23 protein-coding genes (1 of these 23 only partly in view) are annotated in these 26,500 nt (G+C 67.2%); 9 read left to right on the top strand and 14 right to left on the bottom strand.

Annotated features, from left to right (window positions below; all coding sequences use genetic code 11):
• Positions 1 to 843, top strand: partial view of an ATP-binding cassette domain-containing protein gene (locus ASC78_RS25840; protein WP_055808169.1) — the 3' portion only. The gene continues 1,056 nt to the left of window position 1, outside the view; the window shows 843 of its 1,899 coding nt (coding positions 1,057-1,899); its start codon lies beyond the left edge, outside the window; its stop codon occupies positions 841 to 843.
• A 93-nt stretch (positions 844 to 936) separates the two neighbouring features.
• Positions 937 to 2,691, top strand: a complete 1,755-nt coding sequence (locus tag ASC78_RS25835) for a phospholipase D family protein (RefSeq protein ID WP_055808167.1) — start codon at positions 937 to 939, stop codon at positions 2,689 to 2,691.
• 34 nt (positions 2,692 to 2,725) lie between these two features.
• Here the strand turns inward: ASC78_RS25835 and ASC78_RS25830 are convergent, their stop codons facing one another.
• From ASC78_RS25830 to ASC78_RS25815, 4 genes are all read right to left on the bottom strand, one after another.
• Entirely contained in the window at positions 2,726 to 3,637 is a 912-nt protein-coding gene (locus tag ASC78_RS25830; protein WP_055808165.1) for a copper chaperone PCu(A)C, read from the bottom strand.
• 40 nt (positions 3,638 to 3,677) lie between these two features.
• Positions 3,678 to 5,966, bottom strand: a complete 2,289-nt coding sequence (locus tag ASC78_RS25825; protein WP_055808462.1) for a TonB-dependent receptor — start codon at positions 5,964 to 5,966, stop codon at positions 3,678 to 3,680.
• Between the two features lie 119 nt (positions 5,967 to 6,085).
• Positions 6,086 to 6,457, bottom strand: coding sequence for a DUF2946 family protein (locus ASC78_RS25820; protein ID WP_055808163.1), 372 nt, complete (start codon positions 6,455 to 6,457; stop codon positions 6,086 to 6,088).
• A gap of 11 nt (positions 6,458 to 6,468) precedes the next feature.
• Positions 6,469 to 7,662, bottom strand: a complete 1,194-nt coding sequence (locus tag ASC78_RS25815) for a TraB/GumN family protein (RefSeq protein WP_055808461.1) — start codon at positions 7,660 to 7,662, stop codon at positions 6,469 to 6,471.
• A gap of 64 nt (positions 7,663 to 7,726) precedes the next feature.
• Here ASC78_RS25815 and ASC78_RS25810 point away from each other — a divergent pair, with 64 nt between their 5' ends.
• Entirely contained in the window at positions 7,727 to 8,140 is a 414-nt protein-coding gene (locus ASC78_RS25810) for a VOC family protein (RefSeq protein ID WP_055808161.1), read from the top strand.
• Positions 8,137 to 9,330 carry a toxin-antitoxin system YwqK family antitoxin gene (locus ASC78_RS25805; protein WP_055808159.1) on the top strand — a complete coding sequence of 398 codons (1,194 nt, stop codon included), beginning with the start codon at positions 8,137 to 8,139 and terminating at the stop codon, positions 9,328 to 9,330. The genes ASC78_RS25810 and ASC78_RS25805 overlap by 4 nt, the downstream gene beginning before the upstream one ends.
• Positions 9,331 to 9,356: 26 nt before the next feature.
• On the opposite strand, the gene ASC78_RS25800 is transcribed toward ASC78_RS25805, so the two are convergent.
• The 3 genes from ASC78_RS25800 to ASC78_RS25790 are packed head-to-tail and all read right to left on the bottom strand — an operon-like array spanning position 9,357 to position 12,354.
• Positions 9,357 to 10,331 (bottom strand): Bug family tripartite tricarboxylate transporter substrate binding protein, encoded by a 975-nt coding sequence (locus ASC78_RS25800; RefSeq protein WP_055808157.1) that lies wholly within the window; start codon positions 10,329 to 10,331, stop codon positions 9,357 to 9,359.
• Positions 10,332 to 10,336: 5 nt separating this feature from the next.
• Positions 10,337 to 10,570: a DUF2783 domain-containing protein gene (locus tag ASC78_RS25795; protein ID WP_055808155.1), complete on the bottom strand. Its 234-nt coding sequence runs from the start codon at positions 10,568 to 10,570 to the stop codon at positions 10,337 to 10,339.
• Positions 10,567 to 12,354 (bottom strand): FAD-dependent monooxygenase, encoded by a 1,788-nt coding sequence (locus tag ASC78_RS25790; protein WP_055808154.1) that lies wholly within the window; start codon positions 12,352 to 12,354, stop codon positions 10,567 to 10,569. The genes ASC78_RS25795 and ASC78_RS25790 overlap by 4 nt, the downstream gene beginning before the upstream one ends.
• 81 nt (positions 12,355 to 12,435) lie before the next feature.
• Between ASC78_RS25790 and ASC78_RS25785 the strand changes: the two genes are divergently transcribed.
• A complete protein-coding gene (locus ASC78_RS25785; RefSeq protein ID WP_055808152.1) occupies positions 12,436 to 13,224 on the top strand; it encodes a LuxR C-terminal-related transcriptional regulator in 789 nt (262 codons plus the stop codon).
• Positions 13,225 to 13,244: 20 nt separating this feature from the next.
• Here the strand turns inward: ASC78_RS25785 and ASC78_RS25780 are convergent, their stop codons facing one another.
• Together ASC78_RS25780 and ASC78_RS25775 are read right to left on the bottom strand one after the other, a co-directional pair.
• Positions 13,245 to 14,009: a M48 family metallopeptidase gene (locus ASC78_RS25780; RefSeq protein WP_055808150.1), complete on the bottom strand. Its 765-nt coding sequence runs from the start codon at positions 14,007 to 14,009 to the stop codon at positions 13,245 to 13,247.
• Between the two features lie 153 nt (positions 14,010 to 14,162).
• A complete protein-coding gene (locus ASC78_RS25775; RefSeq protein WP_055808148.1) occupies positions 14,163 to 15,233 on the bottom strand; it encodes a fumarylacetoacetate hydrolase family protein in 1,071 nt (356 codons plus the stop codon).
• Between the two features lie 134 nt (positions 15,234 to 15,367).
• On the opposite strand from ASC78_RS25775, the gene ASC78_RS25770 reads away from it, so the two are divergent.
• Both ASC78_RS25770 and ASC78_RS25765 read left to right on the top strand, forming a co-directional pair.
• Positions 15,368 to 16,579, top strand: coding sequence for a DUF3108 domain-containing protein (locus ASC78_RS25770; RefSeq protein ID WP_055808146.1), 1,212 nt, complete (start codon positions 15,368 to 15,370; stop codon positions 16,577 to 16,579).
• Positions 16,580 to 16,666: 87 nt separating this feature from the next.
• Positions 16,667 to 16,978: a BTH_I0359 family protein gene (locus ASC78_RS25765; RefSeq protein WP_082517662.1), complete on the top strand. Its 312-nt coding sequence runs from the start codon at positions 16,667 to 16,669 to the stop codon at positions 16,976 to 16,978.
• Between the two features lie 71 nt (positions 16,979 to 17,049).
• Here ASC78_RS25765 and ASC78_RS25760 read toward each other — a convergent pair whose 3' ends face one another.
• Positions 17,050 to 18,111: an AbrB family transcriptional regulator gene (locus ASC78_RS25760; RefSeq protein WP_055808459.1), complete on the bottom strand. Its 1,062-nt coding sequence runs from the start codon at positions 18,109 to 18,111 to the stop codon at positions 17,050 to 17,052.
• 60 nt (positions 18,112 to 18,171) lie between these two features.
• On the opposite strand from ASC78_RS25760, the gene ASC78_RS25755 reads away from it, so the two are divergent.
• Complete coding sequence (locus ASC78_RS25755; RefSeq protein WP_055808144.1) at positions 18,172 to 19,011, top strand: ChaN family lipoprotein; 840 nt, start codon at positions 18,172 to 18,174, stop codon at positions 19,009 to 19,011.
• A gap of 15 nt (positions 19,012 to 19,026) precedes the next feature.
• Here the strand turns inward: ASC78_RS25755 and ASC78_RS25750 are convergent, their stop codons facing one another.
• On the bottom strand, positions 19,027 to 20,361 hold the full coding sequence (locus ASC78_RS25750) for an aminotransferase class III-fold pyridoxal phosphate-dependent enzyme (RefSeq protein ID WP_055808142.1): 1,335 nt from the start codon (positions 20,359 to 20,361) through the stop codon (positions 19,027 to 19,029).
• A gap of 67 nt (positions 20,362 to 20,428) precedes the next feature.
• Between ASC78_RS25750 and purU the strand changes: the two genes are divergently transcribed.
• Positions 20,429 to 21,286 carry a formyltetrahydrofolate deformylase gene (gene purU / locus ASC78_RS25745; protein WP_055808140.1) on the top strand — a complete coding sequence of 286 codons (858 nt, stop codon included), beginning with the start codon at positions 20,429 to 20,431 and terminating at the stop codon, positions 21,284 to 21,286.
• 18 nt (positions 21,287 to 21,304) lie between these two features.
• Here purU and ASC78_RS25740 read toward each other — a convergent pair whose 3' ends face one another.
• The 3 genes from ASC78_RS25740 to ASC78_RS25730 form a co-directional block, all read right to left on the bottom strand.
• A complete protein-coding gene (locus ASC78_RS25740) occupies positions 21,305 to 21,685 on the bottom strand; it encodes a YXWGXW repeat-containing protein (protein WP_055808138.1) in 381 nt (126 codons plus the stop codon).
• 120 nt (positions 21,686 to 21,805) lie between these two features.
• Entirely contained in the window at positions 21,806 to 23,134 is a 1,329-nt protein-coding gene (locus ASC78_RS25735; RefSeq protein ID WP_235505213.1) for a GDSL-type esterase/lipase family protein, read from the bottom strand.
• A gap of 63 nt (positions 23,135 to 23,197) precedes the next feature.
• Entirely contained in the window at positions 23,198 to 26,500 is a 3,303-nt protein-coding gene (locus ASC78_RS25730; RefSeq protein ID WP_055808134.1) for a carboxyl transferase domain-containing protein, read from the bottom strand.

Raw genomic sequence — 26,500 nt, 5'->3', positions numbered from 1 at the left:
AAACTCATCCTGGGCGAGCTCGAACCCGACACCGGCAAGATCCGCCGCGGCACCAACCTGCAGGTGGCGTATTTCGATCAGATGCGCGACAAGCTCGACCTGGACGCCACGCTGGAAGACTTCATCAGCCCCGGCAGCGAATGGATCGAGATCGGCAGCCAGCGCAAGCACGTGAAGAGCTATCTCTCCGACTTTCTCTTTTCCCCTGCGCGTGCCAATTCTCCGGTGCGGTCGCTCAGCGGCGGCGAGCGCAACCGGCTGCTGCTGGCCCGCCTGTTCGCCCGCCCGGCCAATGTGCTGGTGCTGGACGAACCAACCAACGACCTGGACATCGACACGCTGGAACTGCTGGAAGGTCTGTTGCAGGACTACGACGGCACCGTTTTCCTCGTCAGCCACGACCGCACTTTCCTCGACAACGTGGTGACCAGCACCATCGCATTCGAGGGCGACGGCCATTGGCGCGAATACGAAGGCAGCGTGCAGGACTGGCTGATTCAGTCCAAGCGCGCGCGAGAGATCGCGGAGCAGCGCCAAGCCGCCAGCCCGCCGCCGGCGCCGGCTCCGTCACCTGCGGCCGCCGAATCCGTCGCCGCCCGCCCCGCCGCCGCACGCAAGAAGCTCAGCTACAAGGAACAGCGCAAACTCGAGGCGCTCCCGGCGCAGATCGAAGCGCTCGAAGCCGAGCAGAAGCGCATCACGGAGATGCTCGAACTCGATGGCGGGGCGATCTACGCCACCGACGCCTCGCGCGCGGCCGAACTGAGCCAGCGCCACGCGCAGATTGACGACGAGCTACTAGCCGCCCTGGAACGCCAGGAGGAATTGTCCGCCGCACGTTAATGCCTTAGTTTTGCATCGAGCCGTCCCGCCGTCCCACGCACAGACGCCGCCAACTGGGCTATATATGCGGCTTCAAAGCTCCCAGAACGCCGCATGTCTTCCATCTACGCGCTCTTTGGACGGTCGGTCGCGCTGCTGGCCATTGTTCTGCAGGGCGCTTGCGCGCAATTGCCCGAACAGGTCGACCGCCCGGTATCGGTCGCAATTCCGTCGCCCAATGCCACCGCCCTGGGGGCGTTGGTCCAGCAGCGGCGCAAAGCCGACGGGGCGCAGTTCGAATCCGGCTTTCTGCTGCTCGGCGGGCCTCCCGCCGCCTATGGCAGCCGGCTGGCGCTGATCGAGGGTGCCCAAAAAACGCTCGACCTGCAGTACTACGCCATCCATGCCGACGCCAGCACCAGCCGGTTGCTGCGTGGAGTCCGAGCCGCGGCCGGGCGCGGCGTGCGCGTCCGGATCCTTCTCGACGATCTTCACAGCACCGGCCGCGATGCGCTTGTGCTCGGCCTGGCCTTCGTGCCCAACATCGAGATGCGACTGTTCAACCCGCTCGCCGGCGCGCGCGGCTCTTCGTTCGCACGAATCTTCAACTCGATCGGCGATGCCTCGCGGATCCAGCAGCGGATGCACAACAAGCTCTTTCTCGCCGACAACGTGCTGGGCGTGACCGGCGGCCGCAACCTCGGGGACGCCTATTTCGGCAATGCGCTGAAGGGCAACTTCATCGATCTGGACATCCTGGCGGCCGGCCCGATCGTGCAGGATCTGTCGCGCAGCTTCGACAGCTACTGGAACAACGAGCGCGCCTACCCCGTGCAGTCGCTGGTCAAGCGCGAAGAGCTGCAGGCGATGCGCGAACGTGCGGAACGGGCCGACCGGGAACTGGCCGATGAATCGGCCCGATCCTTGAACGCGCCGCCACCACCGACACCCCAGACGCCGAAGCCCGCGGAAGGCGAACCGAAGCCCGGCGCCGCCCCAACCGCGGCGCAGGTGGCTCGCGCCTGGGACGAAAAACCCCTGGATCTGCGCACCGCCCGCTTCGTCTGGGCGCCCGCGGTGATGCTGGCCGACCAGCCCGGCAAGATTCCCGCCGACAAGGGGCCGAACCAGGAGAAAGCACCGGGCCTGGTGGTGAGCCAGCCCAACGACAGGGCCAACCCGTCGCGCCGGGCCGCATCGCTCGAGGCCAGTTCCGACATTGCCGCCGGCAGCGACACGGTGGTGGAAGGCCTGTTGCAACTGATCGGACAGGCGAACAGCGACCTGCTCATCATCTCGCCCTATTTCGTGCCCGGCCCGGACATGAAGCAAGCCTTTGCGGCGGCCCGGGGCCGCGGGGTTCGCATCCGTGTGCTGACCAACTCGCTGGCGTCGAACGACGCGCCAGTGGCGCATGTCGGCTATTCGCGCCATCGCCAGGATCTGCTCAAGATCGGCGTCGAGCTTTACGAACTGCGCAGCGAGCAAGCCAGTGTCAGCAACGCCTTCGGCTCATCGGGCGACGGCAGCGTCGGCGCATCGCGCTCCATGCTGCACTCGAAGGTGCTCGTCATGGACGGCCGGCTGCTGGTGGTCGGGTCGATGAACCTCGACCTGCGTTCGCAACTGCAGAACACCGAAGTCGCCCTGCTGGTGCGAAGCGCCGAGCTCTCCCGTTCGGCGTCCGAACAGATCGAGCGCGGCATGCGCGAAGGCTCGTGGCGTGTCGAGCTGAACGACGGCTCGCTGGTCTGGCGGGCGCCCGAAGGCAGCGGCTTGAAGGACACGACCACGGAACCGGACGCCAGCCTGACCCTGCGGTTGATGCTCAAGCTGTTTGGCCCGCTTGCGCCGGACCAACTGTTGTAAGGCTCGGTCCCGGTTCCGCTCTGCGCGATGCCCGTCAGTGCTTGTGCTGATGCCCAGCCGGCGCAGCCGCTTCGGCGCCCTCCGGCGCGCCCACCGGCAGCTTCAGTTCGAGAGATGTCTTCTGGCCCTTGGCGTCTTCAAAACGGAGTGTCAGCGGCACGGTCGACCCCTTGGCCAGCGCCTGCTTCAGGTCCATCATCATCACGTGGTTGCCGCCCGGCTTGAGCTCGACGGTCTGGCCCGCGGGCAACTCGAGCCCGCCCGCCAGCTCGCGCATCTTCATGGTGTCGCCTTCCATCTTCATCTCGTGCACTTCGACCACGCCGGCGGCTGGTGTCGAGACGCCGACCAGCCTGGTGCCAGTGGGCGCGGTGAGCTTCATGAAGGCGCCGGTGCCGCTCTGGCCCGGTACCGTCTGGCGCACCCACGCATCACGCACGTCGACCGTAGCCACGCCTTGCGCCACCACGTCGAGCCTGGCGGCAGGCGTCTTGAGTCCCGCGGTCGAGCTGCCCGACGCCGGCACCTCGGCCCAGTCGATCCGGCCCACGTCGCAGGTCTGCAGCACCTTGAACCACAGCGGCCCCGGCGTGCCGGGCACCTTGCCGCGCAACACGAATTCGGCGCGTTCGTTGGCAGGCAGCGCCGCTTGCGGGCTTTCCGCGGTCCAGCGCACTTCGCCGTCGCCGGCATTCTTTTGCACGTCGAGCTTCCAGCCCTTGCGCGCCTGCGCGTCGCTGAGGATGAAACCCTTGGGCAGGCGAACGGCCAGGCCGGTGGTGGCCTTGGCGCCTTCGCAGGCATGGCCCACGCGGAAGGCCGCGTCGTAGTCGCTGCCGACGGTGGCGCCACCGCGCGGCAGGGTGACGTGGGCGACCGCGGTTACGGTGCTCGCCAGCATGGCGCATGCGGCAACGGTCTTGAGGGTGATTCGCGGGTGGTTCATCTGGAACTCCTTGAAGAAAGCGGTGAAAAAAGAGAGAAGGTCAGAGGTCGAACTTGAGTTCGGCCACGTAGGTGCGTTGCGTGTAGGGATGGAAGGCCCAGTACTTGTTGTTGTTCAAGTTGTCGATGCCCACGGCGGCGCTCCATTGCCGGTCGATGCGATAGCGTATGCGCGCGTCGACCACGAAGAACTTCGAAAAGCCCGTGTACGCAGCGCCGTTCGTGTCGCTGTTGTCCAGCGTGCCGTATTGCTTGCCGCTGTAGCGCGCGCCGACCGTGTAGCTCCATCTGGCGTCGGGCCGATAGGTGGCGAGCAGCGTGGCCCGCACCTTGGGAATGCGCGGCTGTTCGTGACCCACGCTGGCCGCAAAACCATTGTTGGCGGCGATCTTCGACCGGGTCAGCGTGAGGCTGCCGCTCAAGTCCAGCCCCTTGACGCCTACATCGACCGCGTTCAGCGCCACCTCGAGCCCCCGCGTGCGGATGGCATCGACGTTCTGCACCGTGCTCACCAGGTTCGTAAGCGCCTGGCTGTAGAGCGCGTCCTTGGTGTTCTCGAAGAAGAGCGTGGTGCGCAGGACACCGTCGAGCCCCCATGTTTTCAGGTCGCGCTCGGCGCTGAGCTCCGTGGTCCACGAACGCTCCGGCCGCAAATTCGGGTTGGTATTGACGATGCGGTTGCCGTCGATCGAGCCCTGGTAGAGCTCGCTCACGGTCGGCATGCGCACCGCGCGGCCGGTCGAGGCCTTGAACAACCAATCGGGCGTAGCCTGCCAGGCGATGGCGGCCTTGGGCGAGTCGTAGCTGTTCTTGCGCGGCGCAAAGTCCAGCAGCCTGGTCGCGTTGCCGAGCTGCCCGCCATAAGCGTCCCATCGCTCGTGGCGCAGGCCCAGCGTGGTCTTCCAGTTCTTGGCAAAAAGCCACGTGTCCTGCACGTAGAGCGACTGGAGCCGCGTGTTGCCGTTGAAGGCGGAGAACGGCGTCACGGCCGCTCCGTCGATCCAGTCGAGCGTGTTGCCGACGCTGGTGCGCAGGCGCGCCGTGTCCTGCTGGAAACCGAAGTCGACCACATGCGCGCCCACGCCCTCGGCCGAGCCGGTGGGCCGCCACGTGCCTGCCGCCTTGAAGGTGTGCCAGCCTGAGCCGCCCATGTCAGTGGTGCGCCCGGGGCCGCCGTTGAAAGCGCCCGGCAAGGGCGTGGTCGGCGTGCGCGAGGTGTCCCTCGAATAGTCGAACAGGCTCGCAGCCACCTCCCAGTCGAACACGCCGCCGGTGTGACTCTTGACCGAAAGGCCATGCATGTAGTGCGTGAGCGCCGTTTCCGTCGGCGCCAGCGCGGCGCTCGGCGAATCCAGGTTGTAGGTGCGCCCGGCGATATTCACCCGCCCCGAGTACTGGGGCCGGCCGAGGCCATCGCGCAGGTAGGTGTCGACGGTGCCATGCGTGGTGTTGTTCCAGGCACCCAGCGTGTAGGTGGCGCGAACGGTGGGCGAAAAGTCGTAGGCCGCCTTCAGCTTGGCCTGCTCCTGCGTGGTGTCGTAAATGGTGGCGCCGCCCACCAGCCACCAGGGTTGGTTCGACGGGTTCAGCCCCAGCACCGCGCCGGTGACCGGCGTGCCCGCGTTGCCCACGGTGCCGGCGCTCACCAGCCGGTTGCCGAACACCAGCGCCTGGCCCTTGCTGTGGGTGCGCGAGGCACTGATCCACCACGACCAGTCGCCGCTGCGGCTGCCCAGCGACAGGTCGAGCTGCTGGCCCGCGGGCGACGAGTGGCTGTTGTACAGGTCGAAGTTCGAGGCAAAGCCGCTGAGCTTGACGTGCGCTTCCAGCTTGGTGGGCATGCGCGTCACATAGTCGACCACGGCGCCGACCGAGTTGCCCGGGTAAGCGGCCGAGAACGGCCCGTAGAGCACGTCGACCCGTTCGATTTCTTCGGGCGACACCATGCCCCAGCGCGGCGCGTAGGTGGCGCCGTTGCCCAGCGGGTTCGACAGCATGATGCCGTCCGCGTACACCATCGAGCGAGCACTGTTGCCCGTGCCCGAGGCGCGCGTGGCAAGCACGGCGTGGTTGAAATCGCCGATGTAGCGCTTGCGCACCACCAGGCTGGGCAGGTACTTGAGCGCGTCCTCGCTGTCGGTCGCGTTGACCGTTTCGACGATCTGCTCGTGCGTCACGCCCTCGATGGTGGTCGGAATCTGCGTCGGCAGCGAGGTCGGGCGGCCGCCGCTGATGGTGACGGTGCTCAAGGTACGCGCACCGCTGCGTCCGTCCTCCGACGGGTCGGGCGCGTTTTGCGCCCACACGGGGGCGCCGAGGGGAAATGCCATGGCGATCGCCAAGGCGCGGGAATGCTTTTTCACTGGGAACCTGCTCCACGAACTTCAAGCCGGAAAGGCCGCATGCCGCCCCTCGGATCGGGGCGCGTGCGGCTACGGGTTTGGCAGTTTCAGGAGAAGGTCGGGGGTCCGCGCGCCGGCAGCGGCGCGGCGGTTGCCGCGGCAATGTGCGCGGCCGGAATGGACTGGAGCACACGCCCCAGCGGCAAGGGCAGATCGAAGGCCACGGCGGCCGGCGACGGAGGCGGTGCGCCAGTCAGCAGGCACAGCGGACAGTCCGTGTGCGAGGCGCCCATTTCCTGAACGCCGTCATCGGTCTGCACCACCGCCTTGATCGAACCGGCGCTCGAGCACACCAGCTCTACCGCTTGCGGATGCACGATGGGCGACGCCACCGCTACGCCAAGCGAGAGCATGAACCACAGCAGCGCCCATCGGCCGACGAGGCCGAGGAAGCGGGGGTGGTTTCGCAGCAGGTGCATCGCGAAGGAGATTATCGGCGCTGTTTGCTCTTGGCGGCTGAAGTGCTGCGCTGTGCCGGCTTGGCATTGCCGGCGCTCCTGGCGCCGCTCTTCGCGGTGGAACCCTTGGCGGCTCCCTTGACATTCCGCCCGCCCCGCGCCGCCGCCTTGGGCGCAGGCGCCGTCGGCACCGCAACCGGCGGCTGCGCGGACAAGGGCACCGCCGAGACGGTGAATCCCCGTGCCGCCAGCAACGCGGGCAAGCCCTGCGGCCCAACCATGTGCAACGCGCCCACGGCGGCGAAAACTCGCTTGCCGCCTGCGTGCATGCGTTCGATGCCGTCCGCCAGCCCGGGGTTGCGGTCGTCGAGCAGGCGTTTCATCAGCCGGCGCTCGGCCGGCGTGTTGACGCAGTTGCACCACTCCGGATAGCGGCCCAGCTTGTCCACATCGCCGCGGGCCCAGACGTCGGCCAGCTCTTTCATTTGCGTGCGCAGTTCGCCTGACTCCAGTTCAGCGAGGGCGGCATCGATCTGCTCCGCCTCTTCGGCTTCCGAATCGCCGGTCAGCATCTTCAGTTGCGCGGCAGGGCTTTCCAGCGCGAAGACGGGCTTGCCGTTGTTGCGCGCGGACACGGCCAGCGCCTCGTCCGCACCGAACTCCGGATACAGGCCATCGACGCGGGCCACCAGGCCAGTCAGCGCCATCACCTGCAGGATGGGTTGCAGCCCCGCCGTGGTCTCGGGCGCCACGCAGGCCGCCTCTCTCTGGCGGGCGAGGCGCTGCGCGCGCTCGCCGCTCAGCAGCCGCGCCACCACGGCCGGATCCGCCGGCTGGGTCAGGGCGCGCATCGCGACCTGGTCGCGCGTGTCGAGTTCGAGTGCCAGCGCATCGCTCTGCTCCAGCGCCTTCTGGACGGTGGGTCCGGGCCGCACCCATTCGGCGCGGCCGAGATGAATGGTTCCATAGAGCCAGGCGGTCCGGCCGTCCCTGTCGGCGCGCCACAGCAGGCCGCGGTCGGCGGCGTTCCATTGGCCCACTGCAGCACCTGGTTTTCCAAGGCTGGCAATGGCCGACGGCGGGCAGGCGGCATGCGCCGCCAGGGCAAGAACAGAACAGACGCCAGCCAGCGCAAGGCGCGGCAGGCGTGAAAAAAACGCGGGGCGCAACGGCGCCTTCAAATCGATATTGCGCCACGGCGCAATCAGGGCCCGGAGTATCCGCAAGGCTTGCTCCACGATGAAAGAAAGTCCGGCATTCTCACAGCACCGCTGCCCATAATCCGGAACCATGCAGAGCATCTTCCATCTTGCCTTTCACGTTCGCGATCTCGAAGTGGCTCGCCGCTTCTATGGCAACGTCCTCGGCTGCGCCGAAGGCCGCAGTACCGACACCTGGGTCGATTTCGACTTCTTCGGCCACCAGATCTCGCTGCATCTGGGCGAACCGTTCGCCACCACGCGCACCGGCCGGGTCGGCGATGCGATGGTGCCCATGCCGCATTTCGGCATCGTGCTCGCGCTCCCTGACTGGGACGCACTCGCTCAGCGACTGAAGGCTGCGAACACGGACTTCGTTCTTGCTCCCCAGGTGCGCTTCGAAGGCCAGCCGGGAGAGCAATGGACCATGTTTTTCTGCGACCCGTTCGGCAACCCCATCGAGGTCAAGGGCTTTCGCTCCCTGGCCGCTCTCTACGACAAATGAACCACCTGCGCCGGGCCGCCCCCAGCCGGCTCGCAGCTTCTGCGCGAGCTCGCGGCGTCGCGCCTCGCATTGCGACCGCCGCGCTCTGTTTTTTTGCGGCCGGTGCCGCTCACGCCGCGCTCGACTGCGAGTTCAATGGCCGCAGCATCAATCTTTCGGACGCCAGCAGCATTGCGGGCAAGACAGGGCTCCTGCGCTGCAAGGAACGCGAAACCGGCGAACTCCAGCGCGAGCAGCAAGTGCAGAACGGGGCCTTCATGGGGTTGGCGCGCTTCTACGAAAAAGGCAATCTGGCCAAGGAGCACACCCTCAATGCCAAGGGCAACATCCACGGCCTTGCACGTGAGTTCGCGCCCAACGGGAAGGTCGTGCGCGAGGCGATCTACGACGACGGCCGCGAGCGCGGGCTGGTGCGCAGTTTCTATCCCAGCGGCCAGTTGCGCCGCGTGACCTTCTATCCCGACGTTGGAACCGACCGTGCCTTTGTCGAATTCACCGAGCGCGGCAAGATGGCGGCGCTGCGCTGCGGGGAAAAGCCGATGCTCGCGCCGGCGGCAGACGACGCAGCGCTGTGCGGGTTCACTGGCGGGCCTTCGCAAGTCGAGCTTTTCGACGAGCGAGGCATCCTGCGCTCGCGGCTCTCGTACCTGGCGGGCAAGCGGGTTCGGTCGCAGAATTTCTATGACAACGGCAAGCCCTCGGTGCAGGATGAGATCGTCGGCACCCAGCGCACCGAACGCCAGTTTTCATCCGAAGGCGTGAAGCGCCGCGAGACCGTCTGGCGGTTGATCGAGCGCGGCGCGGTGCGGCAGCGCGAACAGGAGTTCTCCGAAAAAGGCGCGCTCATCCGCGACCAGCGCTGGAACCCCGCGGGCGAGCCCGTCAGCGACGACAGCTACCACATCAATGGCCAACTTCGCAGCAAGGCTGTCTATCGCGCTTCCGGCGATTCGCGCACGGTCGAGATCACCGAGTTCTACGACAGCGGCCAGCGCGCCGCCTACGGCCGGTTCCTGGTCGTGGGCCGCAGCCGGCAAGTGCCCATTGGCAAGCATCAGCGTTTCAACGAGAAGGGAACGCTGATTGCCGAGTCGATCTTCGATGCCAAGGGCCGCGTGGGCCGCGAGCGCAGCTGGGACGAGAACGGCGTGCTAGAGCGGGACGACCAGGTCTTCGACGAGAAGAAATAGCTCGCTGCTCCCCAGCCTCGCGCGCTTCAGTCCAGCTTGACGCCGGCCTGCTTGATGATCGGACCCCAGCGCTGCGACTCGGCGCGCGACAGTGCCGCGAACTGCGCCGGCGTGCCGGGCATCGCTTCCATTCCAAAATCGTCGAAGCGCTTCTGCACCGCCGGCGTGCCGAACGCGCGGTTCAGGTCGCCATTGAGCTTGGCCACCACCGCGGGCGGCAGACCGGCCGGGCCGAGCACGCCCTGGAACGCGAACACCTCGCTGTTGGGCACCCCTACTTCCGCCAGCGTCGGCACGCCGGGAAGCAGCTTGCTGCGGGCGCCCGAACCGATGGCCAGCACGCGGACCTTGTTGGCCTGCATGATCGAGAGGCCCGAGGCCAGGTCCAGGAACATGCATGGCACCTGGCCGCCCATGACGTCGGCCATCGCAGGCGCCGCGCCTCGGTAGGGAATATGCGTGATGAAGGTGCCGGTGCGCACCTTGAACATTTCCATGGCCAGGTGATGCGGCGAGCCGTTGCCCGGCGAGGCATAGTTGACCTTGCCGGGATTGGCCTTCACGTAGGCCAGGAACTCCTTGAAGTTCTTGGCCGGGAAATCCGGGTGGACCACCAGAGCGAGCGGAAACTTGCCGATGGCGCCGATGTAGGTGAAGTCTTTCTCGGGGTTGAACGGCAGCTTGGTGAACAGGTGCTCGTTGAAAGCCAGCACGGCGTTGTCCGCCGACATCACGGTATAGCCGTCGGGCTTGCTCTTGGCGACCAGCTCGGCGCCGATGTTGGTGGAGGCACCCGGGCGGTTGTCGACGACGATCTGCTGGCCCAGCGTCTGGCGCATGGCCTCGGCCAGCGTGCGCGCAATCACGTCGGTGCCGCCGCCCGCGGGATAGGGCACCACCCACTTGATGATCTGCGAAGGATAGTCCTGCGCGCGTGCGAACGGGGTGGCGGCCACGGCGGCGCCCGAAGCGAGCGTGGCGAGAAGTGTGCGGCGGTCCATGGGGATCAGTCTCCGGTTTGTAGTGGTGATTGGGCTGCGGACAGCGAGGGTACAGGTAGCGCATGCAGCGCGTCGGCCAGTGCGCGGCGGCAGAGCGCCTCGTCGCCGACCTGCTCGAACAGCAGCAATGCCAGCCGCGCGAGGAACAGCGATTCGCGCTCGGCGCCGGCTTCGCTGATGGCGCGTGCGCACTCGGCGTAGAGACGGTCTCGTGCGTCGGGGTGGAGCGATATCGTCATGCGGCAATCTCCTTGGTTGCAACGGCGGCGCGCGCCAGCGCGTTCGACAGCGCGCCAGGCGGCATGCGGTGCCAGCGCGCGGCGACGTGGCCGTCGGGGCGCAGCAGGTAGACGGCTCCATCGCTTGCGCCAAGCGCTTCGAACACGGCGATTCCGGCATGCGCATCCGCAACCTCGACGCCCGGTCTTGCAATTGTGCGAACCGCGAACGGCAGGGCGCCGCCGCTGGCTTGCGACACCTCGGCATCCGGCAGCGGGACCGTATCAGCTCCCGGCTGCAACACCAGCAACGTGAAGTCCGGGCCGATCCATTCGCTCAGGTGGCCGTGCTCGAGCTGCTGCTCTGCCATCACCTCGCCGGGCAGCGGGCCCGCCGGAAGCGCATCGCCTTCGCTGGACAGGGCCGAATCCTCGTAGCGCACGGCCTGCGTCTGGCGGGGGTTGATCAGCTGCGCAATGCCGCGATGCGATTCCGACAACGAGAGCGCGGCCTCGCGCAGCAGGTCGAAGCCGCGCGAAGGCGGCGACATGAACTCGGTGCTGCGCATCGCGTTCTCGGCATTCACGTGAAAGGCTGCAATGCGCTCTTGCGAGTACGAATCGAGAAGCGCCGCGTCCGACAGGCCGCGCGCCACGAAGGCCAGCTTCCACGCCAGGTTGTCCGCATCGTCGAAGCCCGAATTAAGGCCGCGCACGCCGAAGATCGGCATGGCGTGCGCCGCGTTGCCGGCAAAGAGGACGCGGCCATGCCGATAGCTTGCGAGCGTCATTGCGCCCGCACGGTAGACCGAGGTCCACACCGTTTTCCAAGGCAGGTGGCCTTCACCGATGGCGTCGAGATGGCGCTGCACGAACTCGGCCACCGCCGCCGGCTGCAGCGCTTCTTCGGTGCTCTGGCCCGCGCGCAACTGGTAGTCGATGCGCCAGATGTCGTCGGGCTGGCGGTGCATCAGCACGGTCGAGCCGGGGTTCCACGGCGGATCGAACCACGCGCGACGCTCGGTCGGGTGCTTGCTGTGCAGTTCGATGTCGATGATCACGTAGCGGCCTTCGTAGCCAGTGCCCTCGAGCGCGAGCCCCATCGCCTTGCGCACGAAGCTCTGGCCGCCGTCGCAGGCCGCGAGCCACTGGCCCTGCAGCCGATAGGCGCCCTCGGGGTTGCGCACTTCCAGCGTCACGCCGTCTTCATCCTGCACGATGCCGGTGAGCTCGGTGCCCCAGCGGATGTCGATGAGCCCCGGCGTCTTTTCATTGCGGCGAAAGATCTCTTCCAGCAGGTACTGCTCGATGTAGTACTGCTCCAGGTTGATCATCGGCGGCAGCTTCTGGCGCTCGTCGTGCGGCATCTCGAAGCGAAAAACCTCGGACGTCTTGTAGAAGCTGCGCCCGCCGGTCCAAGACAGCCCCTTGGCCATGAAGGCCGGCAGCACGCCGAGCCGTTCCATGATCTCGAGGCTCCGGCGCGAGATGCAGGCCGCGCGGCTGCCCACGCACACCGTGTCGTCGGCTTCGAGAATCACGCAGCGCACGCCCTGGTTCGCAAGCCCCAGCGCGAGCGCCATCCCGACGGGTCCGCCGCCCGCAATCACCACGGGGTGGCGGCCGGGCTCCATGCCGTCGTGTTCCAGCGGTGGCGTCCACGGCTTGTAGCGCGTGTAGTGAAAGGCGCCGACGGAGGGCGGCAACTCGGAGGCGCTGGCAATTGGCGGCACAGGGCCCGTCGCGGCATCGGCCGCGCGCGTGCCGGGCGCCGGCGCGGCGACCGCAATGGTGGGGTTCGTCATGCAGCGGGATTGTCCCGATGTGCGCCGCCGGCCATTGTCATAACTTCGTACGAAGTAATTACCCTTGGCTCATCTGCTCACATGAGGCGCTGGCGCATTCAACCCGCCGGGGACAGCGCGTTGTCCGCGGCCATCGTCGGCGACGTGCTGGCAGGTGTCGCCACGCCGCATCTGGCGGCCAGCTGCCTCGCGGCCATGCACCGCACGATGCCCGTGACCTTCTGCACCGTGTTCGCGGTCGATGCCACCGGCCGCATCGAGGCGGTGTCGGCCGCCAGCAGCTACGGCACCACGGCCGAACGAACGGCCGAGCGCTACGTGGCGCAGCGCTTCGACCTGCTCGATCCCAACATGACCTGGCTCGCAGCGCGCAAGCTGCCCAAGCGCCCGCAACTCTGGCTAGGCCATCAGCGCGCCGACGAAGTGGCCGACCCTGCCTACCGCGCGGCCTGCTATGGCGACGTGGGCATCAGGGAACGTGCGTCGGTGCTGCTGTTGACACCGGCCGGCCAGCGGGTGGCCGTGAGCTTCTACCGCAGCCTTGCTCAGCCCGAGTTCGATGCTGCCGACTTTGAGGCGATCGAAAGCCATGCCACCCTGCTCGCCGATGCCACCCTGGCCCATGGCCGCAGCGCGATGGCCACGCGCGAAGCGGTGGCGCCCGCCCTCGCCTCGCGCCTCTTGACCCTGAGCCTGCGCGAACGCGAGGTCATCGGCCACCTGCTGGCCGGCAAGACCGCCAAACAGGTGGCGCGCGACGTGGGCATCGAGCTGACCACGGTGCGCACCCACCAGTACCGGGCGTTCCGCCGGCTCGGGATACGCACGCAGAAGGAACTGCTGCTACGCGTGACACAGGAAGCGCCGTAGCGCTTCTCCTTCTTACCTTCTTATTTGGCGGCGTCCAGGCGCTTCTGCATGCGCGCGGAACGCTCGGCCGATGGCGGATGCGAGCTCATGAGCGAGTTGCCGGTGGCGCCTCCACTGAGCTTGGCCAGCTTGTCGAACGCGCTGACCAGCCCCTTGCGCTCGAGCTTGCGTTCGGTCAGCAGGTCGAAGGAATAGTTGTCGGCCGCGCTTTCGTTCGCTTGCGAGAACTGCGCGTTGACGAACTTCTCGCCCAAGTCGCCGGCTTGCGACTGCGAGAGCTGGGCCACCACGCCGCCGGCGGCGCCGGCCAGACCGCGAACGGCCGAGGCTGCATAGGCCGTCTGCATGCGCGACTTCGAATGGCCCAGCGCCACGTGGCCGATCTCGTGGCCGATGACGCCGCGCAGTTCGTCGTCGTTCATCAGGTCCATGAGGCCGCTGTACACGCGGATGCAGCCGTTGGCCATCGCCCAGGCATTCACATCCTTGGTCATGTAGACCTTGTAGTTGGCGGTCTTGCCGTTCACGGTGGTGGGCATCTGCTTGATGACCTGGTTCAGGCGCGTGGCGTAGCGGCTGCTGGCCGGCGCGATCTGGTTCTTCTGGTCCATGGCGGCGCACGACTGGTCGGACATCGTGGCGATCTCGCCATCGCTCAGCGACATGGCCTTGAAGGCCGAACCGCCAGCCTGGGTGAGGGCGCCGGTGTCGGCGTTCTTCATGGTGTCGCAGCCGACGAGGGCGGAGACCGCAACGACGGCGGCGGCAATAGGCAAATAACGCATTGGAAACTCCCGTTTTTCTTGGTTTGAATGGCGACCGCGGATGCAGCCGCCGAACGCACTGCCGCTCGCGGATGTTTCCGCGTCACGGCAGCGGGAGGATGATAGCTACGGCGAAGGCGAGACCGGGCGCGATGCCCGCCGCGCACGGCGGCGTCAGTCTTCGCCGTCGTCCTCGGACTGGGGGTTCACCAGCGACACCGGCGCCACCTTCGGCCGCCCGCTCGTCGACACGATCTCCTGGTCGATCGCACCGAACAGCGAACGGCCGTCCAGGCCCTTCATCTCGATGCGGATCGTGTCGCCGAACTTCATGAACTCGGTCACGGGCTCGCCGCCCTGGATGGTTTCGATGCAGCGCTTTTCGGCAATGCACGAGTAACCCTTGGGCCAGTCCATCTGGCCATTCCTTTCGACGCCCTTGTTGCTCACGGTGCCGCTGCCGACGATGCTGCCGGCGCGCACGTTGCGCGTCTTGGCGATGTGGGCAATGAGCTGGCCGAAGTGAAAAGTCATCTCGGGCCCGGCGTCGCACATGCCGACCTTGCGGCCGTTCCAGCTGCTTTGCAGCGTAAGGTGCACGCGGCCGTCCTGCCAGGCTTCGCCGATCTCGTCGAGCGTCACGGCCACGGGGCTGAAGGCGGTGGCCGGCTTGCTCTGGAAGAAGCCGAAGCCCTTGGCCAGCTCGGCCGGAATCAGGTTGCGCAGGCTCACGTCGTTGGCCAGCATTACCAGGCGGATGCCGTCGAGGGCTTGGTCAGGCGTGGCGCCCATCTTCACGTCGCCAGTGATCACCGCGATCTCGGCCTCGAAGTCGATGCCCATGGCTTCACTGGGCACGACCACATCGTCGGTCGGACCGAGGAAGTCGTCGCTGCCGCCCTGGTACATCAGCGGGTCCTGATAGAAGCTTTCAGGAACCTCGGCGTTGCGCGCCTTGCGCACCAGCTCCACGTGGTTCAGGTAGGCCGAGCCATCCGCCCACTGGTAGGCGCGCGGCAAGGGCGCCATGCACACCGAGGGATCGAACGGGAAGGAATGGCGCGCCCGGCCCGTATTGACGGCGTCGTACAGGTCCTGCAGCTGCGGGCTCATGAAGCCCCAGTCGTCCAGCACCTGCTGCAGCCGGCTCGCAATGCCGGTGGCGTAGTGGGCGAGCGTAAGGTCGCGCGAGACGACGACGAGCTGGCCGTCGCGCGAGCCGTCCTTCAGGGTGGCGAGTTTCATGATGGCAAATGCGTGATGAAGGACACGGCGCGAACACGAGAGCTGGCGCCGCGCCCACTAAACTGGTTGAACGGGCGGCAGTGTACCGAGGTGCTCTTGGTGAACCTCGGCGCTGGAGCCCACTCCACCACCCCATGTCGACGCTCGTCGCCCCCTTGCCGCCATCCACCGTTCCTTCCGGTCGCCCTTCCTGGCGGGTGCTGGCCGCATTGACGTTGGCGGTGGCGCTGGTCCACGTGCTGCTGCTGGGGCTGGCGCCGGCCGCCATGGGACCGGACCCTTCGCCGCTCGCGAACAAGTTCATCACGCGCACCATCGTGATCGCGCCGCCAGCTGCAGAACAACAACCGGCGGCACCCGCGACCACGGCGCCGTCCGCCGCAGCCAAGCCGCCGCCGCCCCCAAAGCCGCGGCGGCCGCGGGAGCCGTCGAAGCCCCGACCGACAGAAACTCCCGAGCCCGAGCCTGCGCCCCAGGTTTCGGAACAGCCTGCGTCTCCAGCGCCAGATCTCACGGCGCAGAATGCTATTGATTCAGGAGCAGCCACACCCGAGTCTGCGGCCAGCGCCCCGGCAGGCGCCGCACTTAGCGGCGCAGGCAGCACGGCCAACACCGGCATGGAGAACGGCGTCTCCGGCGAGCCTGCGGGCGCGGCCTCCGCCGCCGCAGGCAACGTGGTCGGACCCGAAGCCTTGCGCATTCCTGGCTCCGTGAGGCTGGCCTTCGCCGTCACGGGCCAGCAGGGCGCCTCGCCGATGCAGGGCGTTTTCGGCGACCTGGTCTGGCTTCAGGACGGCAGCAGCTACGACGCCCGGCTGTCGCTCAAATTCCTGTTCAAGACCATTCGCAGCCAGCACAGCACCGGCCAGATCGGGGCCACCGGCATCGAACCGGCGCGCTTCTCCGAGAGCCGCAGGGGCGAGGTGGCCTCGCATTTCCTGCGCGACCAGGGACAGGTGATGTTCAGTAACAACGCGCCGAGCGTGCCGCTGCTGCCGGGCGCGCAAGACCGGCTCAGCGTGGTGATGCAGCTGGGCGGCATGCTGGCCGGCGATCCGGCCCGCTACCCGGCCGGCAGCCGCATTTCCGTCCAGACGGTCGGGCCGCGCGACGCGGGCGTGTGGGTTTTCAACATCGAGGGCGAAGAGCAGATGACGGTGCCGGCCGGTGACTACGCGGTGCGCAAGCTCACGCGCAGCCCTCGGCGTGAGTTCGACGACAAGGTCGAAATCTGGCTCGCGCCGGCCATGGGGTACCTACCGGTACGGATGAAACTGACACAGCCCAACGGCGATTTCGCCGACATGCAGTTGCGCGAAACCCTTCCCGCAGGCCCGGCCAGCTGAGCGTACAAAACAAGTAAAGAAACACCGTTGTGACAGCGATGCGACAACGCTTCTTGAAACTGGCGCGTTGATTGCTATCTAAGCCCTATGAACGCCATCGACATCCTCACAGGCCCCGCAATGAACATGCTCTATGACTCGGAGTCCTTCGTCGTCGTGCACGTGCAGCCGAACGAAAGTGATACACCGGCGCAACCCAATGTGCCGGTTCTGGAACGCCACGGCTTCGAGATCGTCGACAAGCGCTCCGGCAAGGAGGTCTACCTCGACGGTTCCTGGGCCGAACTGTTCCAGCAACAAATTACCGCCTGGCAGCTCAACACGCCGACCCAGGAAGAGGTCGAGGACACGCTCGAGGGTTATGCCGAGCTGGCCCACACGCCGGTGCTGGTGCACTGAAGTCCGCCCCGCAACCTGCAAAAAAGCGCCCAAATGGGCGCTTTTTTTGTGTCCTTTTCAGGCCGAGCCGGTTATTTCCGCCCGTAGATCCACCGGTACATCGGCCCGACCAGGAGCAGCACCGCCACCAGCCGGCACACCTGGAACGCCGTCACCACGGGCACCCCCAACTGCAGCACCTTGGCGGTGATCGACATTTCCGCAATGCCTCCCGGCGAGGCGGCCAGGATCATCGTGGCGGGATGGAGGCCCGTGGCCCAAGCCAGCAGCCAGGCAGCACCTGCGCACAGCACCAGCATGGCGGCGGTGCCCAGCGCCACCGACCCCAGCCAGCGCGGCGCCGTGTGCAGGAACTCGCGGCTGAAGCGCACCCCCAGGCTCACGGCAATCACGAGCTGCGCGGCGTTCGACATCCAGGTGGGCACAGCCGAAAGCGACTGGCCTGCAATGGTGAACCCCATCGCCACCACCAGCGGCCCCATGAACCAGGGGTTGGTGCGGCCCAGCGCACGCATCGCGAGACCGCCGATGCCCGTGGCCAGCGCCAGCAGCAGGAGCCCGGCGGGATTCACCTCGCGCACCATGGGCGGGTTGATTTCGAGCCCGTGCAGCCCGCTCCACTGCATGGCGAACGGAATCGCGATGGTCACCACCACCAGGCGCAGGCTGTGCGCCGCGGCCACCAGATCGGTGCGTGCGCCGGCCGATTCGGACAGCAGCGTCATCTCCGACGCACCGCCGATTGCACCGGCGAAGTAAGTCGTCGCCCTCATGGATTTCGCCGGCACGTGCGGCATGTGCCTGGCGTGCAGCCCGTGCAGCCAGCGCCCGAAGCCCCAGCCCAGCAGCAAGGCCCAGACAATGGCAAGTGCAATCGCCCACCAGACGCCGGCCACCAGCGCAACCACCTGCGGCGTGAAGTAAAGCCCCAGTGCGGTGCCGATGGCCCATTGGCCGGCATTGCGCAGCGGCGTATAGCTGGCGGTGGGCGCACCCGCGATCGATGCCAGCGACACCGCGAGCAGCGGCCCGATCATCCACGGAAGGGGCGTGCGCAAGGCGAGGCAGAGCGCCGCCGCGGCGAGTGCAAGCAACAGCGTGGCCAGCACGCGAACCGGAAAACGGAAAGACACCACAGTAAAAAGCGGAAATGGACGGCACGGCGTGCGGGCGCCAACGCATAGTATGGCGCGATGCGATGCCAACTCTCCCCCGCGCGGGCCACCCGATTGCCCTTGCTCGCGGTCGTTGCCGCAGCCATTGCGCTGGCAGGGTGCACCGCCTTCTTCGACGGTCCCAATGCGCCTGTGGCGCGCCGTGCCGCGGCGCTGCTACCCGCGGACGTGCTGATCCTGGGCGAGCAGCACGACGCCCCGGAGCACCACGCGATCGAGCGGGAAACCGTCGAAGCGCTGGCGGGCCAAGGCAAGCTGGCCGCGCTTCTGCTCGAAATGGCCGAGGAAGGCAACAGCACCGCCCGCCTCGACACCACGGCCACCGATGCGCAGGCACAGGCCGCGCTCGGCTGGAACGACAAGGCCTGGCCCTGGCGGAGCTACGGCCCGGTAGTGATGGCCGCGGTGCGCGCCGGCGTGCCGGTCATCGGCGCCAACCTGCCGCGCGCACGGATGAAAAATGCAATGACGGACGTCTCGCTCGACGTGCAGTTGAACGGCGAGGCTTACACCGCCCAGCAGGACGCCGTACGGGAAGGCCATTGCAAGCTCCTGCCCGAGGCCCAGATCGTGCCGATGACGCGCATCCAGGTGGGTCGCGACCGCGCCATGGCGCAGGCCATCGTCAAGGCCCGCCAGCCGGGCAAGACGGTTCTGCTGATCAGCGGCGCGGGCCACGCCACCAAGGTGCTGGGCGTGCCGCAGCACCTGCCGACCGATGTGTCGGTCAAGGCCGTGCGGCTGCAGGCCGGCGAATCGCCGGACGAGGACGAAGCCAACAAGGGTGCGTACGACGCTGTCTGGCGCACGCCCCCGCTGCCGCCCAAGGATTACTGCGCGGGAATCCGCATCAAGTAGCCTGCGCGATGCGGCTCAGGCAAACTTTTTGATCGAATCCGCCAGCGTGTTGACCAGCGTGTCGATGTGCTGCTTCTCCACGATGTACGGCGGCGCAATCACCAGCACGTCGCCCGCGGGCCGCACCAGCGCGCCCTTGTGGAAGCAGTCCAGGAAAATGTCGTAGGCGCGCTTGCCCGGCGTGCCGGCAATGGGTGCGAGCTCCACCGCCGCGGCAAGGCCGAGGCTGCGGATCCCGACCACGTTCGGCAGGCCTTTGAAGGTGCTGTGGAATGCATCGCCCAGCACCTTGCCCATGTCGCCGGCGCGGGCGAACAGGTTCTCCTGCTTGAACAGGTCGAGCGTGGCAATGGCCGCGGCGCAGGCCACCGGATGGCCCGAATAGGTGTAGCCGTGGAAGAACTCGACCACGTGCTCGGGCGCGTCGGTTTTCATCATCGCGTCGTACAGCTTGTCGCGGCAGATCACGCCGCCGAGCGGAATCACGCCGTTGGTCACGCACTTGGCAAAGTTCAGCATGTCGGGCACCACGCCGTAGTAGTCCGACGCGAAGTTGGTGCCCATGCGGCCGAAGCCGGTAATGACCTCGTCGAAGATCAGGAGGATGCCGTGCTTGTCGCAGATGGCGCGCAGCTTCTGCAGGTAGCCCTTGGGCGGCAGGTACCAGCCGGCCGAACCGGCCACCGGCTCGACGATGATCGCTGCGATGTTGCTCGGGTCGTGCAGCGGCAGGATGCGCGTTTCGAGTTCGACCAGCGGGTCTTCGGCCCACACCGGCTCCTCGTTGTGGATGTAGGCGTGGTTCACCGGATCATGGATGAAGCGCATGTGGTCCACGCGCGGCAAGAAGGCCGAACCAAACACCTTGCGGTTGCCCGGAATGCCGCCCACCGACATGCCGCCGAAGCCCACACCGTGGTAGCCCTTCTCGCGGCCGATGAACACGTTGCGGTGCCCCTCCCCGCGCGCGCGGTGGTAGGCCAGCGCCACCTTCATCGAGGTGTCGGCCGCCTCGCTGCCGGAGTTGCAGAACAGCACTTTGTTGAGGTCGCCCGGCGCCATCGACGCGATCATCTCCGCCGCCTTGAACGCCTTGTCGTTGCTGACCTGGAAGGCCGTGGCGTAGTCGAGCGTGTCGAGCTGCTTCTTGATGGCTTCGTTGATCGGCTTCCTGTTGTGGCCCGCGCCCACGCACCACAGCGACGAGATGCCGTCGATCACCTTCTTGCCGTCGTGCGTGGTGAACTCCATGCCGTCGGCCGCCACGAAAACGCGAGGGTCTTTCTGGAAGTGGCGGTTTGGAGTGAAGGGCAACCACTGGTTGCCCATGTTGAAGTCCTGATAAGCCATCGATTGCTCCTGCTTAACGCGCACTGAAAAGCGGCATTCTGGCACCCCTGCGACAATCGTGCCCCTCATGACGACCACTACGCCCGCTTACATCCTGACCCTCTCCTGCCCCGACCGGACGGGCATCGTGCATGCCGTTTCAGGTTTCCTGCTCGAACGCGGCGGCAACATCGAGGAAGCCGCCCAGTACAACGACCACGACACGGGCCTGTTCTTCATGCGCGTGCGCTTTGCCTGCAGCGACCACCCCGAGGCGGCGCTGCGCGAACAGCTCGCCACCTTTGGCGCCGGCTTCGGCATGAGCCTGCAACTGCACGCAGCGGCCGAGCCGATGAAGACCGTGATCCTGGTCAGCAAGGAAGGCCACTGCCTCAACGACCTGCTGTTCCGCTGGAAGAGCGGCCTGCTCGCCATCGACGTGCGCGCCATCATCTCGAACCACCGCGACTTCTACCAACTGGCCGCCAGCTACAACGTGCCCTTCCATCACATTCCCGTGACGGCCGCCACCAAGGCGCAGGGCGAAGCAAAACAGCTGGAAATCATCGAGGCCGAGGGCGCCGAACTCGTGGTGCTCGCGCGCTACATGCAGATCCTGAGCAACGATCTGTGCAAGAGCCTGGCCGGCCGGGCCATCAACATCCATCACTCGTTCCTGCCGAGCTTCAAGGGCGCCAAGCCCTACTACCAGGCGCACGACCGCGGCGTGAAGCTCATCGGCGCCACCGCCCACTACGTGACGGCCGACCTCGACGAGGGCCCGATCATCGAGCAGGACGTGGCGCGCGCCGATCACACCGACACGGTCGAAGACCTCACGGCCCGCGGCCGCGACACCGAGAGCCAGGTGCTCGCACGCGCCGTGAAGTGGCACAGCGAGCACCGGGTGCTGCTGAACGGGCACCGCACCGTCGTATTTCGCTAGGCGCGGCGCCCTGGGGCGTCAGTTGCGGTTAGGGTTGTCCGGACGGCGGTCGCGGCGGTTCGGCACACCGTCGCCGTCACGGTCCCATTCGCCGCGGCGGTATTCCCAGCGGCCATCGCGTTCGCGCCATTCCGGCGGACGGTAGGCATAGCCCGGGCGGGCCCGCACCCACATGCCCCTGACCCACACGTGGCGTCCACCACGCCATTCGTAGTGCCCCGGAGCCCACACGTAGCCACGGCGCGGAGGCGGCATGCGCTCGGAGCGCGGCGGCGGCGGCGGCACTTCGACGTAGACCCCAGGCTGCGCCTGGGCGGAAGTCGGCACCAGCAGCGCGCCTCCTCCCACCGAGAGCAGCGAGGCCGCGCCAATGGAAAGGGTGATTGCGAGTTTTTTCATGGGTGTCCCCTCATGAGTGGTTGGAGCCTTCATGCTGCCGGGGCCATGTGAAGCTCCTGTAAGCACTTGACGGGACTTTGTGTAGAGGTGTTTCGCAGGAATGAACACCTTCGTTGGTACTCACTCTTGCAGTTCGCGAAGATCGATGGCCGCGGCCATGGCGGCATAGCCCGCCTTGTTGGGGTGCAGGTGGTCGCCGTTGTCGTACAGAGGATTCAGCGTCATCGGATCCGCGGGGTTGCGCAGGATGGCATCGAAATCAATCACCCCGTCCAGGTCCTGGCGGCTGCGGATCCAGCGGTTCACTTCGCCGCGCATGGCCTCGGAACTTTCTGCCCAGTAGGGCGTGTTCTTGAACGGCGGCACGGTGCCGATCAGCACTTTCACGCCCTTGGCGCGGGCCTGCTTGATCAACTGCTGCAGGCCGTCGGTGATGCGCGCAGCGGTCGCCACCTCGTGTTCCGGCGTCGGCCGCCCCGGCAACCCCACGAACACGCTGCGGCCGATGTCGTTGGTGCCGAGCAGCACGATCACGTGCGTCACGCCCGACTGCCCGAGGGCATCGCGTGCAAAGCGCGAAAGGCCGTTGGGGCCGATCCCGTCGACCAGCAGCCGATTGCCGCCGATGCCCGCGTTGAGCACCGACACCGGCTGCGCCGCCGTGGGACTGCTGCGCAGCCGCGTGGCAAGCAGGTCGGGGTACGAGCCATCGCCCGCCTCGCCGCCGCCCGCGGTGATCGAGTCGCCGAATGCGACCACTGCCCGCGTCGGCTGCGAGGTCATCACGTCGAGCCCCGTCACCACGTGATTGAGCGGCAACGGCTCGGCATTGGGGAGCGTGGCAGCAGAGATGGCGTTGCCGCCGACCACCCAGCTCGCATCGGCCGCCTGCAAGTGAACGGTCGCGAAAGGCGCGGGGCGGTCGAAGAAGGCACTCGCCGCCACCGCCTGCCCGGGCTCGACCTTCAGGTCGACGCCGTCGCTCCAGATTTCGGCACCCGGTGCGATGACCGCGTTCGCGCGCCCGCCGAAGCGCAGGACCCGCACCGTCGACGGCGAAATCGCGCCGCCGCCGGTGCTGCGCGCCACGCTCGCCGCGGCAATGCGCAAGGGCGCCTTGCCGAACCGGTTGGAGAAACGGATGCGAACACGGTCGCCACCGAGCGCGGACTCGAACTGCTGACGCACCGTTTGTCCGCGGAACGTGTCACCGCCGGGCCGAGGGGCCGCAGCCGTGAAGAGCGGGTTGGCACTCAGCTCGCGGAAGTCCACTGGAGCGGCAACCCATCCAGCGACCCATTGCGCCTCGGCAGGCTGGCGCGGCCGCGCGGTGGGCTGAACGGCCTGCACGGCCACCGCGGCGGCCAGCAGCAAGAAACCGACCGCGGCCACTCCATGCCGCAGCACACCCTGGCGAAGAACAGAAAGCCAATGCGAACCCAGTTTCATGCGCAAAGCGACTCAGTGTACGGAGCCCCCTTGCCCTCGCATGTGACGAGGTCTAGTGCATCGTTACCAAGTGTCTACATAAGGCAGGGCGGCCTGTGCGGAGCGCGTCGCAGACGCAAGGCCACGCACCAGCCAAGTGCGGGTTTCCGCGGGATCGATCACCGCATCGATCTCCAGCGTCTGCGCCATGTGGATCGCCTCGCCATTGGCGTACTGCTGCGCCACGAGCTTCTTGAACAACGCATCGCGCTCGGCGCCTTCGGTCACCGCAGCAAGCTCCTTGCGGTAGCCCAGGCGCACCGCACCTTCGAGCCCCATGGCACCGAATTCGCCCGTGGGCCAGGCCACCGTGAACACCGGCGCATCGAAGCCGCCGGCCGTCATGGCCTGCGCCCCCAGGCCATAGCCCTTGCGCAGCACCACGGCGAAAAAGGGCACGCGCAGATGGGAAGCCACCATGAACATGCGGCACACGTGGCGAACCTGGGCCTGTGCCTCGATCTCCGGCCCCACCATGAATCCGGGCGTGTCGCACAGCGAGACGATCGGCAACCCGTGTGCGTTGCACAGCTGCATGAAGCGCGCGGACTTGTCCGCGGCATCGACGTCGATGGCGCCGCCGAGGTGATGCGGGTTGTTGGCCATCAGCCCGACCGGCTTGCCCTCGATGCGCGCGAGCGCGGTGACGATGCCCGCGCCGAAGCCGGCGCGCAGTTCGAGTAGAGAGCCCGTGTCGGCCACGCCGCGCATCGCGGCGCGCACGTCGTACACGCGAAGCCGGTTCTCGGGCACCACGTGGCGCAGCATGCGCGGATCGGCGCCATGCCAGCCGGTGGTCGGTCCCTGGAAGTACGAGAGGTATTGTTTTGCGGCAGCCACCGCCGCAGCTTCGTCTTCGACCAGGATGTCGATCACGCCATTGCGCGACTGCACGCTGCTCGGGCCGATCTGCTCCGGCGCAAAAGTGCCGAGCCCTCCGCCCTCGATCATCGCGGGGCCGCTCATGCCGATGTTGCTGCCCTTGGTGGCGATGATCACGTCGGCGCAACCCAGCAGCGCTGCGTTGCCCGCGAAGCAGCGGCCATGCACGATGCCCACCACCGGCACCTTGCCCGACAGCGCCGCGAACTGACTGAAGGTGTGGTTGTTGAGGCCTGCGACGATGGGCATGTCGGTGTCGCCCGGCCGACCGCCGCCGCCTTCGGCAAACAGCACCACCGGCAGCTTGAGCTGGTGCGCCGCCGCCAGCAGCCGGTCGGTCTTGTGGTGGTTGCGCATGCCTTGCGTACCGGCGAGCACCGTGTAGTCGTAGGCCAGCACGGCGCAGCGCGATACCTCGGGGCCGAACTGCTTCGCATTGATGCTGCCGACGCCCGTGACCATGCCGTCGGCCGGCGTGTTGGCGATCAGGTCTTCGAGCGTGCGGCGCCGCGTTTGAGCTGCAATGGCGAGTGCGCCGTATTCGATGAAGTTGCCGGGGTCCGATGCGGTGTCGCACAGGTCGGCGATGTTCTCGCGCGCGGTCCGGCCGCCCTGCGCGTGCCGCTTGGCGACGGCCGCGCCGCGGTTGGCATCGAGCGTGAACGCATGGCGGTCGATCACCTTCTGCAGGTCGGGGCGGACAGTATCGAGGTCGTGCTCGGCGAGTGCCTCGGCTTCGACCGCCTGCGCGTCGACCGGCTCAAGCCGCACCAGCGACTGGCCCTCGACGAGGTAATCGCCCGGTTCGGCCAGCAGTGCCACCACCCTCCCTGCCGTGGGTGCGTGCAGCAGGTGCTCCATCTTCATGGCCTCGAGCACGCCAAGCTGCGCACCGGCCGGTAGCACGTCGCCCACGGACACTTCGAACTGCACCAGCTTTGCTGGCATCGGCGACTTGACCGTCAGGCCGTCGGTTTCTTCCAAAGCGCTCAGGGCCTGTGCGCTTGCATCGAAAACCGGCGCTATCTTTTTTGTCCGCTTGTTTTCTAACGCGGCCGCCGAGGCCACCAGATCGCCCAGATGCGCCTCCACGAAGCGCGTGTGCACCGACTGGCTCGCGAACTCGGGCCGCATCGCGATGGCACGCAGCAGCGCAAGATTGGTGGCGATGCCGTCGATGTGGCATTCGTCCAGCGCGCGCAGCGAGCGGCGCAGCGCATCGGCGAAGTTGGTCGAGGGCGAATGCACGATGAGCTTGGCAAGCAACGTGTCGTAGTGCGGCGAAGGCGCAAGCCCCGCATAGCCATGCGTGTCGACGCGCACGCCCGGCCCCGCCGGCAGATCGAAGCGCGCCAGTGCGCCACCCGAAGGCCGCGCATTGCCCTCTGCATCGAGCGTCTCGGCATTGATGCGCCATTGCACCGCGAAGCCGCGCTGCGGTGCGGTGCGGTCCACGTCGACGCCGAGCGCGCCCAGGGTCTTGCCGGCGGCCACCGCGATCTGCAACTGCACCAGGTCGAGCCCGGTCACGGCTTCGGTCACCGTGTGCTCGACCTGTAGCCGCGGGTTGGCTTCGATGAAGACGAAGGGAAGCGTGGGCGACTCGGCATCGACCAGGAATTCGAAAGTACCCAGGCCGCGATAGCCCACGGCCTTGGCCATGCGGAGCGCCGCCTGCGTGACCTGCGCACGCAATGCATCGGGCAGCGAAGGACTCGGCGCAATTTCCACCAGCTTCTGGAAGCGCCGCTGCAAGGTGCATTCGCGCTCGCCGAGGCTGGCCACGGCCTGCCCATCGCCCAGAACCTGCACTTCGATATGGCGTGCATTGCGCATCAGGCGCTCGACATACACGCCCTCGACACCGAAGGCAGCCTTGGCTTCAGACATGCAGCGCGCGTGGGCTTCGGGCAACTCGCCCGCATGGAGCACCGCGCGCATGCCGCGCCCGCCACCGCCGCCGATCGCCTTGATCATTACGCCCGCGCCCTGCGCATTCTGTTCGGCAAAAAACGCCTGCGCCTCTGCAAGCGTCACCGCGCCCGCGCTGCCAGGCATCACCGGCACGTCGCACTCCGTCGCGAGCGCACGTGCGCGTGCCTTGTCGCCGAACAGCGCCAACTGCTCGGCCGTCGGGCCGATGAAGACCAGGCCGGCTTCGGCGCAAGCCTCTGCGAAGTCGGCGCGCTCGCTCAGGAAGCCGTAGCCGGGATGTACCGCGTCGCAGCCTTGCACGCTCGCAATGCCGATCAAGGCCGCAATGTCGAGATAGGCCGACGGGCCCGTTGCCTCGAGTGCCACCGCCGTATCGGCAAGCTGCGCATGCAGCGCGGACGCGTCGTCGCGCGCATGCACCGCCACGCTCGCAACGCCCAGGTCTCGCAGCGCGCGCACCAGCCGCACGGCAATCTCGCCGCGGTTGGCAATCAGGATCTTGGAGAACAA

The sequence above is a fragment of the Variovorax sp. Root318D1 genome (assembly GCF_001424835.1).
GTDB lineage: Bacteria > Pseudomonadota > Gammaproteobacteria > Burkholderiales > Burkholderiaceae_C > Variovorax.
The sequence above is the reverse complement of the archived record's forward strand: the minus strand, read 5'-3'. Positions and strand labels throughout refer to the sequence as shown.

Coding starts and splice junctions, on each gene's coding strand:
- ASC78_RS25835 (WP_055808167.1), top strand. CDS start 937: ATGTCTTCCATCTACGCGCTCTTTGGACGGTCGGTCGCGCTGCTGGCC.
- ASC78_RS25830 (WP_055808165.1), bottom strand. CDS start 3,637: ATGAACCACCCGCGAATCACCCTCAAGACCGTTGCCGCATGCGCCATG.
- ASC78_RS25825 (WP_055808462.1), bottom strand. CDS start 5,966: ATGGCATTTCCCCTCGGCGCCCCCGTGTGGGCGCAAAACGCGCCCGAC.
- ASC78_RS25820 (WP_055808163.1), bottom strand. CDS start 6,457: ATGCACCTGCTGCGAAACCACCCCCGCTTCCTCGGCCTCGTCGGCCGA.
- ASC78_RS25810 (WP_055808161.1), top strand. CDS start 7,727: ATGCAGAGCATCTTCCATCTTGCCTTTCACGTTCGCGATCTCGAAGTG.
- ASC78_RS25805 (WP_055808159.1), top strand. CDS start 8,137: ATGAACCACCTGCGCCGGGCCGCCCCCAGCCGGCTCGCAGCTTCTGCG.
- ASC78_RS25800 (WP_055808157.1), bottom strand. CDS start 10,331: ATGGACCGCCGCACACTTCTCGCCACGCTCGCTTCGGGCGCCGCCGTG.
- ASC78_RS25795 (WP_055808155.1), bottom strand. CDS start 10,570: ATGACGATATCGCTCCACCCCGACGCACGAGACCGTCTCTACGCCGAG.
- ASC78_RS25790 (WP_055808154.1), bottom strand. CDS start 12,354: ATGACGAACCCCACCATTGCGGTCGCCGCGCCGGCGCCCGGCACGCGC.
- ASC78_RS25785 (WP_055808152.1), top strand. CDS start 12,436: ATGAGGCGCTGGCGCATTCAACCCGCCGGGGACAGCGCGTTGTCCGCG.
- ASC78_RS25780 (WP_055808150.1), bottom strand. CDS start 14,009: ATGCGTTATTTGCCTATTGCCGCCGCCGTCGTTGCGGTCTCCGCCCTC.
- ASC78_RS25775 (WP_055808148.1), bottom strand. CDS start 15,233: ATGAAACTCGCCACCCTGAAGGACGGCTCGCGCGACGGCCAGCTCGTC.
- ASC78_RS25770 (WP_055808146.1), top strand. CDS start 15,368: ATGTCGACGCTCGTCGCCCCCTTGCCGCCATCCACCGTTCCTTCCGGT.
- ASC78_RS25765 (WP_082517662.1), top strand. CDS start 16,667: ATGAACGCCATCGACATCCTCACAGGCCCCGCAATGAACATGCTCTAT.
- ASC78_RS25755 (WP_055808144.1), top strand. CDS start 18,172: ATGCGATGCCAACTCTCCCCCGCGCGGGCCACCCGATTGCCCTTGCTC.
- ASC78_RS25750 (WP_055808142.1), bottom strand. CDS start 20,361: ATGGCTTATCAGGACTTCAACATGGGCAACCAGTGGTTGCCCTTCACT.
- purU (WP_055808140.1), top strand. CDS start 20,429: ATGACGACCACTACGCCCGCTTACATCCTGACCCTCTCCTGCCCCGAC.
- ASC78_RS25740 (WP_055808138.1), bottom strand. CDS start 21,685: ATGAAAAAACTCGCAATCACCCTTTCCATTGGCGCGGCCTCGCTGCTC.
- ASC78_RS25735 (WP_235505213.1), bottom strand. CDS start 23,134: ATGAAACTGGGTTCGCATTGGCTTTCTGTTCTTCGCCAGGGTGTGCTG.